General features: G+C 59.1%; 20 protein-coding genes, 1 tRNA gene and 1 pseudogene. 6 read left to right on the forward strand and 16 right to left on the reverse strand.

What is annotated here, in order from left to right:
• The 6 genes from iscA to trmJ form a co-directional block, all read right to left on the reverse strand.
• Entirely contained in the window at positions 1 to 324 is a 324-nt protein-coding gene (gene iscA, locus PS14A_RS20185) for an iron-sulfur cluster assembly protein IscA (protein WP_003227904.1), read from the reverse strand.
• Positions 325 to 358: 34 nt separating this feature from the next.
• Complete coding sequence (gene iscU, locus PS14A_RS20190; protein WP_003227907.1) at positions 359 to 745, reverse strand: Fe-S cluster assembly scaffold IscU; 387 nt, start codon at positions 743 to 745, stop codon at positions 359 to 361.
• A 100-nt stretch (positions 746 to 845) separates the two neighbouring features.
• Complete coding sequence (locus PS14A_RS20195) at positions 846 to 2,060, reverse strand: IscS subfamily cysteine desulfurase (RefSeq protein WP_016773324.1); 1,215 nt, start codon at positions 2,058 to 2,060, stop codon at positions 846 to 848.
• A gap of 50 nt (positions 2,061 to 2,110) precedes the next feature.
• Complete coding sequence (gene iscR / locus PS14A_RS20200) at positions 2,111 to 2,602, reverse strand: Fe-S cluster assembly transcriptional regulator IscR (protein ID WP_016773323.1); 492 nt, start codon at positions 2,600 to 2,602, stop codon at positions 2,111 to 2,113.
• A gap of 239 nt (positions 2,603 to 2,841) precedes the next feature.
• A complete protein-coding gene (cysE, locus tag PS14A_RS20205) occupies positions 2,842 to 3,618 on the reverse strand; it encodes a serine O-acetyltransferase (RefSeq protein ID WP_024014221.1) in 777 nt (258 codons plus the stop codon).
• Positions 3,619 to 3,621: 3 nt separating this feature from the next.
• Positions 3,622 to 4,392, reverse strand: a complete 771-nt coding sequence (trmJ, locus tag PS14A_RS20210; protein WP_073473313.1) for a tRNA (cytosine(32)/uridine(32)-2'-O)-methyltransferase TrmJ — start codon at positions 4,390 to 4,392, stop codon at positions 3,622 to 3,624.
• A 145-nt stretch (positions 4,393 to 4,537) separates the two neighbouring features.
• On the opposite strand from trmJ, the gene suhB reads away from it, so the two are divergent.
• Entirely contained in the window at positions 4,538 to 5,356 is an 819-nt protein-coding gene (gene suhB / locus PS14A_RS20215) for an inositol-phosphate phosphatase (protein WP_016773320.1), read from the forward strand.
• A gap of 241 nt (positions 5,357 to 5,597) precedes the next feature.
• Here suhB and PS14A_RS20220 read toward each other — a convergent pair whose 3' ends face one another.
• From PS14A_RS20220 to queA, 6 genes are all read right to left on the reverse strand, one after another.
• Positions 5,598 to 6,146 carry a glycine zipper 2TM domain-containing protein gene (locus tag PS14A_RS20220; protein WP_007956693.1) on the reverse strand — a complete coding sequence of 183 codons (549 nt, stop codon included), beginning with the start codon at positions 6,144 to 6,146 and terminating at the stop codon, positions 5,598 to 5,600.
• 122 nt (positions 6,147 to 6,268) lie between these two features.
• Positions 6,269 to 7,183 (reverse strand): protein translocase subunit SecF, encoded by a 915-nt coding sequence (gene secF / locus PS14A_RS20225; protein WP_212617081.1) that lies wholly within the window; start codon positions 7,181 to 7,183, stop codon positions 6,269 to 6,271.
• Between the two features lie 9 nt (positions 7,184 to 7,192).
• A complete protein-coding gene (gene secD / locus PS14A_RS20230; RefSeq protein WP_016773318.1) occupies positions 7,193 to 9,061 on the reverse strand; it encodes a protein translocase subunit SecD in 1,869 nt (622 codons plus the stop codon).
• Between the two features lie 65 nt (positions 9,062 to 9,126).
• A complete protein-coding gene (gene yajC / locus PS14A_RS20235; protein ID WP_016773317.1) occupies positions 9,127 to 9,465 on the reverse strand; it encodes a preprotein translocase subunit YajC in 339 nt (112 codons plus the stop codon).
• Between the two features lie 43 nt (positions 9,466 to 9,508).
• A complete protein-coding gene (gene tgt, locus PS14A_RS20240) occupies positions 9,509 to 10,624 on the reverse strand; it encodes a tRNA guanosine(34) transglycosylase Tgt (protein ID WP_160768392.1) in 1,116 nt (371 codons plus the stop codon).
• Between the two features lie 14 nt (positions 10,625 to 10,638).
• Positions 10,639 to 11,703, reverse strand: a complete 1,065-nt coding sequence (gene queA, locus PS14A_RS20245) for a tRNA preQ1(34) S-adenosylmethionine ribosyltransferase-isomerase QueA (RefSeq protein ID WP_016773315.1) — start codon at positions 11,701 to 11,703, stop codon at positions 10,639 to 10,641.
• A gap of 108 nt (positions 11,704 to 11,811) precedes the next feature.
• Here queA and PS14A_RS20250 point away from each other — a divergent pair.
• A tRNA-Leu gene (locus PS14A_RS20250) sits at positions 11,812 to 11,896 on the forward strand.
• Positions 11,897 to 12,207: 311 nt separating this feature from the next.
• Here PS14A_RS20250 and PS14A_RS20255 read toward each other — a convergent pair.
• From PS14A_RS20255 to PS14A_RS20265, 3 genes and pseudogenes are all read right to left on the reverse strand, one after another.
• Complete coding sequence (locus PS14A_RS20255) at positions 12,208 to 12,564, reverse strand: hypothetical protein (RefSeq protein ID WP_212617082.1); 357 nt, start codon at positions 12,562 to 12,564, stop codon at positions 12,208 to 12,210.
• Between the two features lie 67 nt (positions 12,565 to 12,631).
• Positions 12,632 to 12,751: pseudogene (locus tag PS14A_RS20260) on the reverse strand (PAAR domain-containing protein); the annotation flags it as partial.
• Positions 12,752 to 12,951: 200 nt separating this feature from the next.
• Positions 12,952 to 13,170 carry a DUF6429 family protein gene (locus PS14A_RS20265; RefSeq protein ID WP_249121372.1) on the reverse strand — a complete coding sequence of 73 codons (219 nt, stop codon included), beginning with the start codon at positions 13,168 to 13,170 and terminating at the stop codon, positions 12,952 to 12,954.
• Positions 13,171 to 13,391: 221 nt separating this feature from the next.
• On the opposite strand from PS14A_RS20265, the gene PS14A_RS20270 reads away from it, so the two are divergent.
• Positions 13,392 to 13,721, forward strand: a complete 330-nt coding sequence (locus PS14A_RS20270; RefSeq protein ID WP_130912188.1) for a hypothetical protein — start codon at positions 13,392 to 13,394, stop codon at positions 13,719 to 13,721.
• Positions 13,722 to 13,756: 35 nt separating this feature from the next.
• Here PS14A_RS20270 and PS14A_RS20275 read toward each other — a convergent pair whose 3' ends face one another.
• On the reverse strand, positions 13,757 to 14,506 hold the full coding sequence (locus PS14A_RS20275) for a hypothetical protein (RefSeq protein ID WP_212617084.1): 750 nt from the start codon (positions 14,504 to 14,506) through the stop codon (positions 13,757 to 13,759).
• 115 nt (positions 14,507 to 14,621) lie between these two features.
• Here PS14A_RS20275 and PS14A_RS20280 point away from each other — a divergent pair, with 115 nt between their 5' ends.
• The 3 genes from PS14A_RS20280 (at position 14,622) to PS14A_RS20290 (ending at position 17,816) form a co-directional block, all read left to right on the forward strand.
• The gene (locus PS14A_RS20280) at positions 14,622 to 14,987 is read left to right on the forward strand and encodes a hypothetical protein (RefSeq protein WP_212617085.1); all 366 of its coding nucleotides are present in this window, start codon (positions 14,622 to 14,624) and stop codon (positions 14,985 to 14,987) included.
• Between the two features lie 100 nt (positions 14,988 to 15,087).
• Entirely contained in the window at positions 15,088 to 15,825 is a 738-nt protein-coding gene (locus tag PS14A_RS20285; protein WP_212617086.1) for a hypothetical protein, read from the forward strand.
• Positions 15,826 to 15,896: 71 nt separating this feature from the next.
• Positions 15,897 to 17,816: an alkaline phosphatase D family protein gene (locus PS14A_RS20290; protein ID WP_212617087.1), complete on the forward strand. Its 1,920-nt coding sequence runs from the start codon at positions 15,897 to 15,899 to the stop codon at positions 17,814 to 17,816.
• Positions 17,817 to 17,861: the final 45 nt, after the last annotated feature.

The raw sequence follows: 17,861 nt of genomic DNA on the forward strand, positions 1-17,861 counted from the left end.
TCAGATGTTGAAGCTTTCGCCGCAGCCACATTCACCGCGCACGTTGGGGTTGTTGAACTTGAAGCCTTCGTTCAACCCTTCCTTGACGAAATCGAGCTCGGTGCCGTCCAGGTAGGCCAGGCTCTTCGGGTCGATGATCACTTTTTCGCCGTGACTCTCGAACACCTGATCTTCCGCCACTACCTCGTCGACAAACTCCAGCACGTAGGCAAGGCCGGAACAGCCTGTGGTGCGAACACCCAGACGAATCCCTTCACCTTTGCCGCGCCCGTCGAGGGAGCGCCGCACGTGTCGAGCAGCCGCTTCTGTCATGCTGATAGCCATCGTTGACTCCTTACTCGTCGCCGAATCTTGAAATTCAGATCAAGCCTTTCTTCTGCTTGTAGTCGCGAACAGCCGCTTTGATAGCGTCTTCAGCGAGCACGGAGCAGTGGATTTTCACTGGCGGCAGGGCCAGTTCTTCGGCCAGCTGAGTGTTCTTGATGGTTTCGGCTTCGTCCAGGGTCTTGCCCTTCATCCACTCGGTGGCGAGGGAGCTGGAGGCGATTGCCGAACCGCAACCGTAGGTCTTGAACTTGGCGTCTTCGATAACGCCCTGATCGTTGACCTTGATCTGCAGACGCATCACGTCGCCGCACGCCGGAGCGCCGACCATGCCGGTGCCGACATCAGGATCTTCCGCGTTCATCTTGCCGACGTTGCGCGGGTTTTCGTAGTGGTCGATGACCTTTTCGCTGTAAGCCATGATTCTCAATCCTCACTCATCAGGGCCGCTCTTGAGACCCTGCAACTGCGCTGCGTTAACGCCGCGTCGCTACAGGATCTGTATCCGGCGGCTTCTATAGTTAGTGTGCCGCCCACTCGATTTTCGAGATATCGACGCCGTCTTTGTACATGTCCCACAGCGGCGACAGAGCGCGCAGCTTGGTAACGGCCTCGCAGACCTTCTGCGCGGCGTAGTCGATTTCTTCTTCGGTGGTGAAACGGCCGAAGGTAAAGCGGATCGAGCTGTGTGCCAGTTCGTCGTTGCGGCCCAGGGCGCGCAATACGTACGAAGGCTCCAGCGACGCCGAGGTGCAGGCCGAACCGGACGATACCGCCAGATCCTTGAGCGCCATGATCAGCGACTCGCCTTCAACGTAGTTGAAGCTCAGATTCAGGTTGTGCGGAACGCGGGCGGTCAGGCTGCCGTTGACGTACAGCTCTTCCAGATGCTCGACCTGCTTGTAGAAGCGATCGCTCAAGGCTTTGATGCGCACGTTTTCAGCGGCCATGTCTTCCTTGGCTACGCGGAACGCTTCGCCCATGCCGACGATCTGGTGGGTCGCCAGGGTGCCGGAACGCATGCCGCGCTCGTGACCGCCGCCGTGCATGGTCGCTTCGATGCGCACACGCGGCTTGCGGCTGACGTACAGCGCGCCGATGCCTTTAGGGCCATAAGTCTTGTGGGCGGAGAACGACATCATGTCGACTTTCAGCTTCTGCAGATCGATTTCGACCTTGCCGGTGGACTGAGCAGCGTCGACATGGAACAGCACGCCTTTGGCGCGCAGCATCTCGCCGATGGCGGCGATGTCGTTGATGGTGCCGATTTCGTTGTTGACGTGCATCACCGACACCAGAATGGTGTCTTCGCGCAGTGCGGCGTCAATCATTGCCGGGGTGATCAGACCGTCTTCGGTAGGCTCGAGGTAGGTCACTTCGAAACCTTCACGCTCCAGCTGGCGCATGGTGTCGAGGACAGCCTTGTGCTCGATCTTGCTGGTGATCAGGTGCTTGCCCTTGGAGGCGTAGAAATGTGCCGCGCCCTTGATCGCCAGGTTGTCGGATTCGGTGGCACCGGAGGTCCAGACGATTTCGCGCGGGTCGGCATTGACCAGATCGGCCACCTGACGACGAGCGTTTTCGACGGACTCTTCAGCCTTCCAGCCGAACACGTGGGAGCGGGACGCCGGGTTACCGAAGTTTCCGTCGACCAGCAGGCATTCACTCATTTTCTGCGCAACGCGCGGATCAACCGGGGTGGTTGCAGAGTAATCAAGGTAAATCGGCAATTTCATGGACTATCTCCTAAATCAGGGCTGGCGTGCCGCGGGTAGCTCTTCGGCTGTCATTCGACGGCGGACGCTTCAATCTTGTCCAGGCGTGGCGCCTTGCTGCTGCAACGGCGCTGGTCCTGACGCTGGGCCACTTCTTGTACCTCACGGCGAGTCACAAGGTCGGCCAAGCTGATACCGCTCAGAAATTCGTGAATCTGCAGGCTCAAGTCGCACCACAGATGATGGGTCAGGCAGGTATCACCGGAATGGCAATCGCCCTGACCCTGGCACTTGGTGGCATCGACCGATTCGTTCACCGCATCGATCACCTGGGCAACCTGGATGCCCTGCATGTCACGGGACAACTGGTAGCCACCACCCGGACCGCGAACGCTGGAAACCAGGTTGCTGCGGCGCAGCTTGGCGAACAGCTGCTCGAGGTAGGACAGGGAGATGCCTTGGCGCTCGGAGATATCGGCCAGAGACACCGGCCCGTGCTGCGCGTGCAACGCCAGGTCAAGCATGGCGGTCACGGCGTATCGGCCTTTTGTAGTCAGTCGCATGGACAGTTACCACGGAGTTCGGAATGGGCGGGAGTATGCAATTCCCGAGCATTTAAGTCAACTATAAGACCTAGTGCTTTAGTCGGGTTTACCCGCAAAAGAGCGCGCGCACTATAGCAAAGACGGGGCGCGGACAGCCAGCGCAACCGCGTGATCGTTCTTCGCGAGCAGGCTCGCTCCCACATTGGAATGCATTCATCTGTGGGAGCGAGCCTGCTCGCGAAAAGCAGCGCCGCGGTTCAGCCGGCTTTGGATTCGTCCTTGCCCTTCACGCAGGCGAAATCTTCTTCACGCAGCTCAGGCAGATCTTTCGCACAGTAATTGCTGCCCAGATCCTTCAGCGCCCCGCACATACCCTCCAGACGCCCGTCCACCGCTTGCAGATGGTCGAGCAACTGGCCGATGGCGCGCGCCACCGGGTCGGGCATGTCTTCGCTGACGCCATAAGCGTCGAAACCGATCTTTTCCGCCATGGCCTTGCGCTTGGCGTCCTGCTCTTCATCGGTCTTGACGATGATCCGCCCCGGAATCCCCACCACCGTGGCACCCGGCGGCACTTCCTTGGTGACCACAGCATTGGAGCCGACTTTGGCGCCTGCACCCACTGTGAACGGGCCAAGGACCTTGGCCCCGGCACCAACCACCACGCCATCACCCAGCGTCGGGTGGCGCTTGCCTTTGTTCCAGCTGGTGCCGCCGAGGGTCACGCCTTGATAGATGGTGACGTCGTCGCCGATCTCGGCGGTTTCACCAATGACGATGCCCATGCCGTGGTCGATGAAGAACCGCCGACCGACCTTGGCGCCCGGGTGAATCTCGATCCCGGTCAGCCAGCGACCGAAGTTCGACACCAGCCGCGCCAGCCATTTCAACTCGTTGCGCCAGAGCATGCCGGCCAGTCGATGAATCCAGATCGCATGCATGCCGGGGTAGCAGGTCAGGACTTCAAAAGCGTTACGCGCCGCCGGGTCTCGATGGAATACGCTTTGGATATCTTCACGCAAACGCTCAAACATCATTTAATCCTTCCGCTTTAGAAGCTCGCCACGGGCCGCTTTCTGGGTTTCCGTGAGGATGCCACGCAAAATATTCATTTCCGCCCGGCTGACCGAGCTGCGTCCATACAACCGGCGCAGGCGCGCCATCAAGTGCCGTGGTTTTTCCGGATCGAGGAATTCGATGGCGACCAGCGTTTGCTCCAGGTGCTCATAGAATCGCTCCAGCTCATCCATGGTCGCCAGCTCGGCACTTTTCACCGAGGCCACTTCTTCTTTCTCGACTTTGCTCGGCTGACCCTGTGCGGCCAGCCAGGCCATGCGCACTTCATAACTCAACACCTGCACCGCCGCTCCGAGGTTCAGCGAACTGAACGTCGGGTCGGAAGGGATGTGCACGTGAAAATGACATCGCTGCAGCTCTTCATTGGTCAGGCCTGAATCTTCACGGCCGAACACCAAGGCAATCTCGGCGCCCTGCCCGGCTTCTTCGACCACCTTGTTGCCGCATTCGCGCGGGTCCAGCAGCGGCCAGGGAATACGCCGGTCGCGGGCGCTGGTGCCGAGCACCAGATTGCAACCGACCAAAGCGTCTTCCAAGGTGGCGACGACCTGGGCGTTTTCAAGGATGTCACCGGCACCGGAGGCGCGGGCGTCGGCCTCGTGGTGCGGGAAGACCCGCGGTTCGACCAGCACCAGTCGCGACAGACCCATGTTTTTCATGGCGCGCGCGGCCCCGCCGATATTGCCGGGGTGGCTGGTGTTGACCAGGACGACACGAATGTTCTGCAGCAAGGGAGGCGCTCTCGGACACAGGAAAGGGGGGCAAATCTTACAGAACAGCCTACCGTTAAGCTATGAAAGCGAACAGCGTCCTTCACCTGAAGAAAAGTTCTGATAGAATGCGCGGCTTTCTTTAACAACCTTAGGTGACACATCCATGCAGCCCATGCTGAATATCGCGCTGCGCGCCGCCCGCAGCGCCAGTGAACTGATCTTCCGCTCCATCGAGCGCCTGGATACCATCAAGGTCGACGAAAAAGACGCCAAGGATTACGTATCCGAGGTCGATCGCGCCGCTGAACAGAAAATCATCGATGCCCTGCGCAAGGCTTACCCGAATCACTCGATTCAGGGTGAAGAAACCGGCCTGCACGCTGGCACCGGCATCGAAGGCGAGGAGTACCTGTGGATCATCGATCCGCTGGACGGCACAACCAACTTCCTCCGTGGCATTCCGCACTTTGCAGTGAGCATTGCCTGCAAATATCGTGGTCGTCTGGAACACGCAGTGGTTCTGGACCCGGTCCGCCAGGAAGAATTCACCGCCAGCCGTGGTCGCGGCGCTCAACTGAACGGTCGTCGCCTGCGCGTCAGCGGTCGCACCAGCCTCGACGGCGCCCTGCTCGGCACTGGCTTCCCGTTCCGTGACGACCAGATGGACAACCTCGACAACTACCTCGGCATGTTCCGCGCCCTGGTTGGCCAGACTGCCGGCATCCGCCGCGCCGGTTCGGCGAGCCTGGACCTGGCTTACGTAGCTGCCGGTCGTTTCGATGCGTTCTGGGAATCGGGCCTGTCCGAGTGGGACATGGCTGCAGGCGCCCTGCTGATTCAAGAAGCCGGCGGCCTGGTGAGCGACTTCACCGGTGGTCACGACTTCCTTGAGAAAGGCCACATCGTTGCCGGCAACACCAAATGCTTCAAGGCAGTACTGACGGCGATCCAGCCGCACCTGCCGGCCTCGCTGAAGCGCTAAGCTTCACGCGAAACCAAAAAGCACCCTTCGGGGTGCTTTTTTTATGCCTGCAATTCCAAACAGCACAATTCCCTGTGGGAGCGAGCCTGCTCGCGAATGGGCGTGTCAACAAAGGAAATATCAACTGTTGGACCATATTCGCGAGCAGGCTCGCTCCCACAGGTGAGAATCGCGCGCTGCCCTGAATCGCGGGTATAAAAAAAGCACCCCGCAGGGTGCTTCTTTTCACAACTATGGAGCCTTACTGACCCGGCTCATTCTGCGACAGGATCAGCTTGCCTTCCTTGTCGACCGGAATCTGGTTGCCCGGATCGCGATCCATCCGCACTTTGCCTTCCTTGCCATCAAGCGAGTAACGCACGTCGTAACCGACGACCTTGTCGCTGATGTCATTGACCGTGTTGCAGCGGGTTTGCGTGGTGGTGTAGGTGTCACGCTCCTGCATGCCCTCCTGCACCTTGTTGCCCGCATAACCGCCACCGACCGCACCGGCCACCGTGGCAATCTTCTTGCCGGTACCGCCGCCAATCTGGTTACCCAGCAAACCACCGGCCAGCGCGCCGACCACGGTACCGGCGATCTGGTGTTGATCTTTTACCGGTGCCTGACGGGTCACCGTTACATCCTTGCATACTTCACGTGGAGTCTTGATCTGTGTCTTGACCGGCTCAACGGCTAATACTTGCGCATACTCAGGGCCGCTTTTAACCAGGCTGTAGGTGGCAACAGCACCCCCGGCTGTGACACCGACAGCACCCAATACCGCACCAACCAGCAACGACTTGTTCACATGAACCTCCTGACCATCACATGCGGGACGCGCCCGCGCTTCTCCCAGCCTTGGAGCACAAAAAAAGGCGCGAGTTCAACTCGCGCCTTTTGTTGGCTGACAGCCGGGGAAATTGCTGGCCGTTATGGACGGTCGTCGACTTCCTTGTCGGTGCTGGCCGGAGGAATCAGATCCTCGGTGGTCAGGTTCAGCCAGATCAGCACCACGTTGGCGATGTAGATCGACGAATAAGTACCCGCCAGTACACCGATGAACAGTGCGATGGAGAAGCCGAACAGGTTGTCGCCACCGAAGAACAGCAGCGCCGCGATCGCCAGCAGAGTGGAGATCGAGGTCGCCATGGTGCGCAGCAGGGTCTGGGTGGTCGAGATATTGATGTTCTCGATCAGCGTCGCCTTGCGCAGCACGCGGAAGTTCTCACGCACCCGGTCGAAGACCACGATGGTGTCGTTCAGCGAGTAACCGATGATCGCCAGCACTGCCGCCAGTACTGTCAGATCGAAGGTGATCTGGAAGTACGAGAGGATACCCACGGTCACGATCACGTCGTGGATCAGCGAGACAATGGCGCCGACCGCGAACTTCCATTGAAAGCGGAAGGCCAGGTAGATCAGGATGCCGCCGAGCGCCAACAGCATGCCGAGGCCGCCCTGGTCGCGCAGCTCTTCACCGACCTGCGGGCCGACGAACTCGACACGCTTGACCGTCGCCGGGTTGTCACCGCCGACCTTTTGAAGCGCTTCCGCTACTTGATGGCCCAACTGCGGGTCTTCACCCGGCATGCGCACCAGCAGATCGGTGGTCGCACCGAAGTTCTGCACCACGGCTTCGTGATAACCGGAAGTCGCCAGTTGCTCGCGCACCTTGGTGACGTCGGCCGGACGCTCGTAGGTCAGCTCGATGAGCGTACCGCCGGTGAAGTCCAGACCCCAGTTCATGCCCTTGGTGGCGACACTGAACAAGGCAATGACGGTAAGCAGCAATGTGACGCCGAACGCGAAGTTGCGAACGCCCATGAAGTTGATTGTACGTAACATGGCAGCCCCTTAAATCCACAACTTCTTGAAGTCACGTCCGCCAAAGATCAGGTTGACCATTGCGCGGGTCACCATGATGGCCGTGAACATCGAGGTAAAGATCCCGAGGGACATCGTCACTGCGAAACCCTTCACCGGGCCGGTGCCCATGGCGAAGAGAATGCCGCCGACCAGCAAGGTAGTCAGGTTGGCGTCGAGAATCGCGGTGAATGCCCGGCCGAAGCCTTCGTTGATTGCCCGCTGCACAGTCATGCCGGCGGCGATCTCTTCACGAATCCGCGAGAAGATCAGTACGTTGGCGTCGACCGCCATACCCATGGTCAGGACGATACCGGCGATACCCGGTAGGGTCAGCGTGGCGCCCAGCAACGACATCAACGCCAGCAGCAGCACCATGTTCACCGCCAGAGCGACGGTGGCGATGACGCCGAAGAAGCGGTAGATGGCGATGATGAACAGCGATACGAACAGCATGCCCCACAGGGAAGCGTCGATACCTTTGGTGATGTTGTCAGCACCCAGGCTCGGACCGATTGTGCGCTCTTCAGCGAAGTACATCGGTGCAGCCAGACCACCGGCACGCAGCAGCAGCGCCAGTTCGGACGATTCGCCCTGACCGTTCAGGCCAGTGATGCGGAATTGCGCACCCAGCGGCGACTGAATGGTCGCCAGGCTGATGATCTTCTTCTCTTCCTTGAACGTCTGCACCGCGACGTCTTTCTCGACGCCATCGACCACTTGCTTGGTGTAAGTGGTGACCGGACGCTGTTCGATGAAGATCACCGCCATGCTGCGACCGACGTTGGAACGGGTCGCGCGGCTCATCAGCTCGCCACCGTGACCATCCAGGCGGATGTTCACTTCAGGCGTGCCGTGTTCGCCGAAACCGGCCTTGGCGTCGGTGACCTGGTCACCGGTAATGATCAGGCCACGCTCGATCTGCGCTGGCGGACGGTTGCCTTCGCGGAATTCGAACGATTCGGAAGTGGCTTTCGAAGCGCCCGGCTCAGCGGCCAGACGGAACTCGAGGTTGGCCGTCTTGCCGAGAATACGCTTGGCTTCGGCAGTGTCCTGCACGCCCGGCAGCTCAACCACGATGCGGTTGGCGCCCTGACGCTGCACGATCGGTTCGGCAACACCCAGCTCGTTGACGCGGTTACGTACTGTGGTCAGGTTCTGCTTGATGGAGTATTCACGGATTTCCGCCAGCTTGGCCGGGGTCATCGCCAGACGCAGCACCGGTTGACCGTTGAGGTCGGCCGGAACAATGTCGAAATCGTTGAAGTTCTTGCGGATCAGCGCACGGGCCTGTTCGCGGGAGTCTTCATCGCTGAAGCCCAACTGAATGGCACCGCCCAGTTGCGGCAGGCTGCGATAGCGCAGCTTCTCTTTGCGCAGCAGGCTCTTGACGTCGCCTTCGTAGACTTTCAGGCGTGCATCGAGGGCTTTGTCCATGTCCACTTCGAGCAGGAAGTGCACACCACCGGACAAGTCCAGACCCAGCTTCATCGGGTGCGCACCGAGGTTGCGCAGCCATTGCGGGGTGGTCTGTGCCAGGTTCAGCGCGACGACGTAGTCATCACCCAATGCCTTGCGCACAACGTCCTTGGCCGGCAGCTGGTCTTCAGCCTTGCTCAGACGGATCAGACCGCCCTTGCCGCCAGCAGTCAGCGTGGCCGCCTTGACGTTGATGCCGGACTCTTTCAGCGCTGTGCTGACGCGAGCCAGATCGGCGTCATTGACCTGCAGAGCCGTGCTGGCGCCGCTGATCTGAATCGCCGGGTCATCGGGGTAAAGATTGGGAGCGGAATAAATCAGACCGATCGCCAGCACCGCCAGGATCAGAATGTATTTCCACAGAGGGTATTTGTTCAGCATCACGCCGCCCGTTATGAACGCGGGGCGCCTTGCGCGCCCCGTCGATTGAGTAGAAGTTGTTGCTCTTAGATCGCTTTCAGCGTGCCTTTTGGCAGCGTGGCGGCGATGGCGCCTTTCTGGAACTTCATTTCCACGGTGTCGGACACTTCCAGAACCACGAAGTCATCGGCAACCTTGGTGATCTTGCCGGCGATGCCGCCAGTGGTCACGACTTCGTCGCCCTTCTGCAGGCTGCTCAGCAGGTTCTTCTGCTCTTTGGCGCGCTTGGCCTGTGGACGCCAGATCATCAGGTAGAAGATGACCAGGAAGCCGACCAGGAAAATCCACTCGAAGCCGCCGCCCATTGGGCTTGCAGCAGCCGGTGCAGCTGCGTCAGCCATGGCGTTAGAGATAAAAAAGCTCATTTAGCACTCCAGTTGCAAATGTTGAATCTTGGGGTCAGAAAACTCAGTCCAAAGGCGGGACGGGAAGTCCGCGTTTGGCGTAGAAGGCATCGACAAAGGCGGCCAATGTACCCTGTTGAATAGCCTCGCGCAAACCAGCCATCAGCACCTGATAATGGCGCAAGTTATGGATGGTATTGAGCATGCTGCCGAGCATTTCGCCGCACTTGTCCAGGTGATGCAGATAAGCGCGCGAGAAGTTCTGGCAGGTGTAGCAATCGCAGGTCGGATCCAGCGGCGATTCATCATGGCGATGGAACGCGTTACGGATCTTCAGCACACCGGTATCGATGAACAGATGCCCATTGCGGGCATTACGGGTTGGCATCACGCAATCGAACATGTCCACCCCGCGGCGCACACCCTCAACCAGATCTTCCGGTTTGCCAACGCCCATAAGGTAACGAGGTTTGTCAGCGGGCATCTGGCCCGGCAGATAATCCAGCACCTTGATCATTTCGTGCTTCGGTTCGCCCACCGACAGACCGCCGATGGCGAGGCCGTCGAAGCCGATCTTGTCGAGGCCTTCGAGCGAGCGCATGCGCAGGTTTTCATGCATGCCGCCCTGGACGATACCGAACAGCGCCGCGGTGTTGTCGCCGTGGGCATTCTTCGAACGCTGCGCCCAACGCAACGACAGCTCCATCGATACCCGCGCGACGTCTTCGTCAGCCGGATACGGCGTGCATTCATCGAAGATCATCACGATGTCGGAACCGAGATCGCGCTGCACCTGCATCGATTCTTCCGGGCCCATGAACACTTTGGCGCCGTCGACCGGAGAAGCGAAGGTCACGCCCTCCTCCTTGATCTTGCGCATCGCGCCGAGGCTGAACACCTGGAAGCCGCCGGAGTCGGTGAGGATCGGGCCTTTCCACTGCATGAAATCGTGCAGGTCGCCGTGTTCCTTGATCACTTGAGTGCCGGGACGCAGCCACAGGTGAAAGGTGTTGCCCAGAATGATTTCCGCGCCCGTGGCGACGATGTCGCGCGGCAGCATGCCCTTGACCGTGCCGTAGGTGCCGACCGGCATGAACGCCGGGGTCTCGACGGTGCCACGGGGAAAGGTCAGGCGACCACGACGAGCCTTGCCATCGGTGGCCAGCAGCTCAAAGGACATTCGACATTCGCGACTCATTCTGTTTCCTCTGGGCCTGTCTGTTCAGGGGCAGTTGGAGCGGGATTGCGGGTGATGAACATCGCATCCCCGTAACTGAAAAAGCGGTATCCGTTTTCCACGGCGGCCTTGTAGGCGGCCATGGTTTCGGGATAACCGGCAAACGCGGAAACCAGCATCAACAGCGTGGATTCCGGCAAATGGAAATTGGTCACCAGGGCATCGACCACATGAAACGGCCGGCCCGGATAGATAAAGATGTCGGTGTCGCCACTGAACGGCTTGAGCACACCATCGCGCGCCGCACTTTCCAGCGAACGCACGCTGGTGGTGCCGACCGCAATCACCCGACCGCCACGCGCACGGCACGCAGCGACCGCATCGACCACATCCTGGCCGACTTCCAGCCACTCGCTGTGCATGTGGTGATCTTCGATCTTCTCGACACGCACCGGCTGAAACGTCCCCGCGCCGACGTGCAACGTCACGAACGCAGTCTCGACGCCCTTGGCGGCAATCGCCTGCATCAGCGGCTCATCGAAATGCAGCCCCGCCGTCGGCGCTGCGACCGCACCCAGACGCTGGGCATACACGGTCTGATAACGCTCGCGATCCGAGCCTTCATCCGGGCGGTCTATATAAGGAGGCAACGGCATGTGCCCGACGCGATCGAGCAGCGGCAAGACTTCCTCGGCAAAACCCAGCTCGAACAACGCATCATGACGCGCCAGCATCTCGGCTTCGCCACCGCCGTCGATAAGGATCTTCGAACCCGGCTTCGGCGACTTGCTGGAGCGCACATGCGCCAGCACGCGGTGCGCATCGAGCACGCGCTCGATGAGAATTTCCAGCTTGCCGCCGGACGCTTTCTGCCCGAACAGCCGCGCCGGAATCACCCGCGTATTGTTGAACACCATCAAATCGCCCGGGCGCAAATGCTCAAGCAAATCAGTGAATTGACGGTGTGCCAGGGCGCCGCTCGGCCCATCAAGGGTCAGCAGGCGACTACCGCGACGCTCGGCCAATGGATGGCGGGCGATCAGCGAATCAGGAAGCTCGAAAGTAAAGTCAGCAACGCGCATGATGGGGTTCGTCTAGCAGGGCCGGAAAGTCTAGCGGAAATATCAAAAATTGACCATGAAACGTGATTGACCAACGGTAATCACCTCTCTATACTTCGCCGCCATTGAGCCCTGATGGCGGAATTGGTAGACGCGGCGGATTCAAAATCCGTTTTCGAAAGGAGTGGGAGTTCGAGTCTCCCTCGGGGCACCAACACAGAGAAAAGGTCTTGCGAAAGCAGGACCTTTTTTTCGTCTGGAGGAAAGTGGAGGGTTGTTTTTGTCTTTTTTCCAAAACAATCAGGGCAACCAGCTTTTCACTCTTGCGGCGCCGGGGCCAACGCGCCACCGGCTAGCCTAATGCCCAACCGTCTAGGACAACAAGCCCATCAAAAAACCTCAATCGAACCTGCAGTAATTGCTCTGACTCCATGTCCTGACGCTGGGGAACTGGCCGGATCGGTTACGTGTCGCAGGTTTTGCCAAACGCCCTGTCATAATCGCCTGATCCCGGCTAGTTCGAGCTCAAAGCCTACTTTCGATTTCCTCCCAGATGTACGCGTAGTTGTACTTCAACCAACGAACCAGCACTTTATCGAACTGGCGACGAAACCAGTTTCGCTCTCTAGCTGCCAGCCTTTCCTCAATCGATTCTCTGAGTATGTCGGGGTCGAAACCCGTCCATATCGGAGGCACAGGTGCAACGAGATTGGTAAAGCACACCGGCGCGACCTCTGAATAAAGAATTGAGTAAAGGATTTCAGGTTCGACACCTCTCACCTTATTCGCCAAATAATCATATTCCACGGGAAAATCATTGAATGGCTCGGAAAGAGCGGCTCTAACTTTTGTCAGTTGTGGCTCGGTCAGAAGATATCCCAATGTGTGAGCTCCTCTAACTCTTCATCCAGTGAACTCGCTACCGCTTCGCCTGCAATACCACCGGCAGGCGAGCTGCGGGCAAACCATCGAAGAAAACGTCAGGCGAACCTGTCGCGATGGGGTTGGTTCCGTGCCCTGGAACAGGACAGCTGGAGGGATCGCTTTTACGAGCGGCTGGGTTAGCCATGGATGACTCCTGTCAAAAAAATCCTTTTCGAAAGATAAACCTATCACGAAATTCAGCCTGGACGGCCGCATCCGATCATTCAAAGAAGTGCTTATTCACCAGACCGCGCTACCTGTTGCTTCGGTTAACGCGGTTGGTACTTCGCTGGCGTTTTCTACCTTGCCGTCAACTCAGGTTTCAGAATGGGACGCGGCTCCTCCCTACTCCTTGACTGCAAACATCCGTTCAGCAATCTCCCGCCCCCGCTCCAACCCTTCCTCCGTCAACCATATCGACTTGTTCCTGTTCACCGGATTACTGATCAAACCCTGCGTGTGCAAGCGGTTCATGATCTCGAAGTCATAGCCCTTCCACGCATTGCCGTCGTCGGAGCTATAAGCTGCCAGGAGAGCAAGGACGGCGTCGTCGATCAGTTTCATGTCGTATTCCATGATGGTCACTCCGCTGATGTTCAGTGTTTGTAATCAAAGCGTCGTATCAAAGTGGATGTCAATGCTGCGCGAGCTTGTAGGTTTTAGATGCCCGATTGCTGGTTGCCTCGCATGCGATCCCCGCCCGTATAATCACGCCCGCACGGCAAACCTCCTCTGGCCTTTCGCGCATTGGTTTCAAACCTTCCACTTCACTGACAGACATCCCCATGGAAACCTCACTGGAAACCGTCGCCCTCTTCTCCCTCAAACTTGCCTACGAAGAAGAGGGCCTGAGCCCGATCCTGCGCGATGACATGGTGATGGGCGATTATCAGAAAGACGTTTTCGAGTTACTGGTGAAACGCGGCGATGTCGAGGCCATTCAGTTCAAGATGAATGAATGCCTGAATCTGGCGCTGGATGCTTTGGGCGGGGTCGAGAAACCGTTGGGGCGGGAGTTGCGCAAGTTGTCGGCGGAGTTGGCTGAGGCGCGATCGATGGAGCAGCTGGGTCAGCCGCTGCTCGCGCTGAAGGGGTATTTGCGCGACATTCTTTGAGTGCCGCGCTACAGCCATGCCGCTATCTCGTCCGATCAGCGACGCGCTTTCAGTACTCGAATATCCGTTGGAAAGCCGTCAGCGCCAGCCAGTTTTTTCCAGCCCATGTATTGAAACTCACCATTGGGATCGATGTAGTCGCCCTTCTCTGGCTGCCCGCCGCCAACTATCGCAACACGCTTCACTTCGCCGCAGCCGCCATCCGATGGTCGCACGGTATAGATCACATACGGCTTCACGTATTGCGTGGCGCGGAAGTATTGGCCGCAGATTTCGTCGACGGTGATGAGCATGGTTTTCAGGCGGGCTTCGCCGTCGGTGTCTTCGTGCAGTTTCAGGAAGGAGATGTCGCCGACGTCGCTGTAGCCGAGGGAACGGGCGCGTTGGTAGGCGGGGGAGTTCTGGTGCGCAATACGGCCCTCCTCCACACCCCGTTGCATTTGCGCGGCGAACTCGGCTTTGCCTTGGGCCAGGGTTGCCTCGGCGTGGGCGGCGACGTTTTCGCAGTGGGCGTACTCGCTGGAGTCGAGGTGTTGCGGTAGCAGGTTGAGGCGGCGCTCGTTCATGGAGGCGAGGCTGTCTTGCAGGCCGGACGTTAGTGCATAGGCAGCGGAGACGCGACCGCTCTGGACGTCGGCGATTGTCTCCTGCATCCGCTGGCAATTGGCGAGGTAGTAATCCCAGCTGGCTTGCGGGTGTTCTTGCGCGAAGCTGAAGGTCGGGGTGATGACGGCGACAAGGGTGAGGACGCCGAGCAGTTGCGGCAAACGGGTTGTGGAAAACATGGGTAGTCCATTACAGAGAAGGCATGGCGCGACGCTACTATTTTGCTATCGTGCCGTCCACTCTCAACAGGCGAACAAGTTGTCGCCTCTGTCTCGTAGCCAGGAAAGAAATCCGATGGATGCTGTGTTGTGTTTGGTAGTCATGGCTGCAATGTGGTTCTGGGTGGTGCGACAGCGCGGGCAATGGAATCTGTTGTTGGCGAACCTTGCCGGAGCGGGTAGCGCTGTGGTGGTCGGCATTGTCTTCACACTGCTTTATGACGCGCTGTTCGGCACCACCATGGCAGCGCCCGGACTGCATAACAGCCTGGTGGTGTTCATGACCAGCGCGGGCGTTCTGGCGGGTGTTTGGCTGTGGATCGCCAAGCGTCGTCAGCCGGCGCATCCGGTTGCCCGTCAACTGCTCGCGGGGGGCTGTGGCTTTGCCGCCGGGATGGTCACGTTGATTTTTCTGGCGGCGAATTATTTTCCGCAGCCGTAGCCGGACGGCGCGTCTATTTTGCTATCTTGCCGCGCATCGTCGGGGCTCGCTGATCGTCTCGCGCCGCGTTTGGATTGTTGAAAGGTAAGGAAAGGATCAAATGGAGTTTCTGCGTTTTCTGGCGTTCGTCGCTGTCTGGGGTTTCATGTGGCGCTGGGTGGTGAAGAACCGCGGTAGCTGGAATATTTTCTACGGCAATATCGTTGGCGCGGCGGGTGGGTTCATTGTCGGGCTGGTGATGTTGTCGATCACCTTCTCACTGTTTCCTTCGTCGTTCGATCAAGAGGCGGGGCAGGCGGAAAACACGCCAGTCGTCGAATCGACCTCTGTGTTGCCTGAAGCCGAGGCAGTCACGCCCGCCACCGAGCTGAAAGATGCGCCGGCTTTTGCTGCCATCGAGGCAGACGACAAGCCTTCTCCCGCCGACTCCGCACTGCTGCCGAATAACGTCAGCCGAGCGCCGAAATCAATGGCGGTACAAACGGTGCTGAATCAGAGCGACTACGAGGGTCGCATGGCCCTGGCCGCGCTGAACAAGAAGTTGCGCGGCGACGCACAGGCCGACAAGTCGATGATCGCGTATGTCATGTGCAGCCCGTTTGTCACCAGCACCCTGCGTTATCCCGCTTCGGCGCGTTTTGCCGACAGCAAAGCGCTGGTCAGCCATCGCTACAAGGATCAGGTCTACAGCTTCAGCAACAGCGTCACCGCGCGCAACATGAATGGCGACGATGTCACTTACCGTTTCGATTGCTCTGTGCAAGAGCTGCCACGGGTTGATGCGACGGCCGGAGAATGGCGTTTGCTGGCGCTGAAACTGCAAAAAGCCGACTCTTAAGGCTGATTTAAGGGATCAAGGCGCCGGCTGCGCTATCATCGCCGGCCTGTGCGCCTTGAACTTTGCCCTCAATGTTTTCAACACCCGACGACCTTAACTCGCTGCCTCCTGTACTGGCCGGCCCGCTGCTGCGGCGGATGGAGCCGACGCGCGTGGTGCTGTGGCTGGTGGGCTCGCGTGAACTGACGCTGACCTTGCGCCTGCAAGGTGTAGGAGATATTCCGCTCGACTCAGAGAAATGCACGGTCATTGCCGTAGGCCGTCATGCGTTCGTGCATCTGATCGACGTTCAACTTGAAAGCGCCCTGCCCTGCGACACGTTTATCGATTACGACCTGCTGATCGATGACGCCATCGGTATGGCTCAGTGGGCACCTCATCTGCTTTACCCCGGCGCTACCTGCGCGAACCTCGTCGTGCGTTCGCGGATCGACCAATTGCTCCACGGCTCCTGCCGCAAGCCGCATCATCCGGCAACCGATGGTTTGCTCTGCGTCGATCAATTGCTGGCTGACGAAACCGATGCGCAGCAACGTCCGGCGTTGCTGATGATGAGCGGCGATCAGGTGTATGCCGATGACGTCGCCGGGCCGATGCTGCGGGCGATTCATGCCTTGATCGAGCGTCTGGGTCTGTTCGATGAGCACCTTGACGGTGCCGTGGTCAGCGACAGCGCCAAGCTCTATGAGCACCCGGCCAGCTACTACCACCGTGCGGATTTGTTACCGGCGCTAGAGAGCAACGAGACCTTGCGCGAGCGATTTTTCGGTGGCGCGCGTAAGCCGATTTTCACCAGCAGCAGTGCCGACAACCATCTGGTGACGTTCGCCGAAGTCATGGCCATGTACATGCTGGTGTGGTCGCCGACGCCGTGGTTGCTGATCAATCCGAGCGCGCCGACGCTGACGCCGGAACGCCGCAAGCGCTACCACCTCGAGCAGACGCGCATCGATGCCTTCAAGGCGGGCCTGGGCAACGTCGCGCGGGCGCTGGCGCATCTGCCGAGCCTGATGATTTTCGATGATCACGACATCACCGATGACTGGAATCTTTCTGCGCAGTGGGAGGAAACCGCCTACGGCCATCCGTTCTCCAAGCGCATCATTGGCAATGCGCTGATTGCCTATTTGTTGTGTCAGGGCTGGGGCAACAATCCGGATGCCTTCAAGGACGTGCTGGAGCAGACCGCGCAACTTAGCGCCAGCGGTGATGACGGCTATCTGGACATGCCAGTGCAGGACGATCTGATTGATCAGCTGCTGCGTTTTCAGCAGTGGCATTTCGTATTGCCGAGCACTCCGGCACTGGTGGTGATCGACACGCGCACCCGGCGCTGGCGCAGCGAGATGGCGCTCAAGCAACCGTCGGGCCTGCTCGACTGGGAAGCCTTGAGCGAACTGCAACAGGAACTGCTCGATCACCCTTCGGCAATCATCGTGTCGCCGGCGCCGATCTTTGGCGTCAAGCTGATTGAAACCGTGCAGAAGGTGTTCAGCTGGTGCGGTTATCCGCTACTGGTCGACGCGGAAAACTGGATGGCCCATCGCGGCGCGGCACAGGTGATCCTGAACATTTTCCGACACTCGCGCACACCCGGAAACTACGTGGTGCTGTCCGGCGATGTGCATTATTCCTTCGTCTACGAAGTCCTGATCCGCCACCGCAAGGCCGGCCCACGGATCTGGCAGATCACCAGCAGCGGCATCAAGAACGAATTCCCACCGACCCTGCTGGAATGGTTCGACCGCCTCAACCGCTGGCTCTACTCACCGCGCTCGCCATTGAACTGGTTCACCAAACGCCGCCTGATGCGCATCGTCCCGTATACGCCGGAACATGCCGAGGCCGGGGAGCGGCTGTGGAATTCGGCGGGGATTGGACAGGTGTTTTTCAATGAACAGGGGCAGCCGAGCGAGATTGTTCAGCACAACTCGAATGGGGCGGAAAAGACGAAGATGCTGGCGCCGGAGTTTAAAGATGTGCCGGACTAAAGCCATGCGCTGACCTGTGGGAGCGAGCCTGCTCGCGAAGGCGCA

The sequence above is a fragment of the Pseudomonas sp. 14A genome, from assembly GCF_018132745.1.
In the GTDB taxonomy this organism is placed as follows: domain Bacteria; phylum Pseudomonadota; class Gammaproteobacteria; order Pseudomonadales; family Pseudomonadaceae; genus Aquipseudomonas; species Aquipseudomonas mercuritolerans.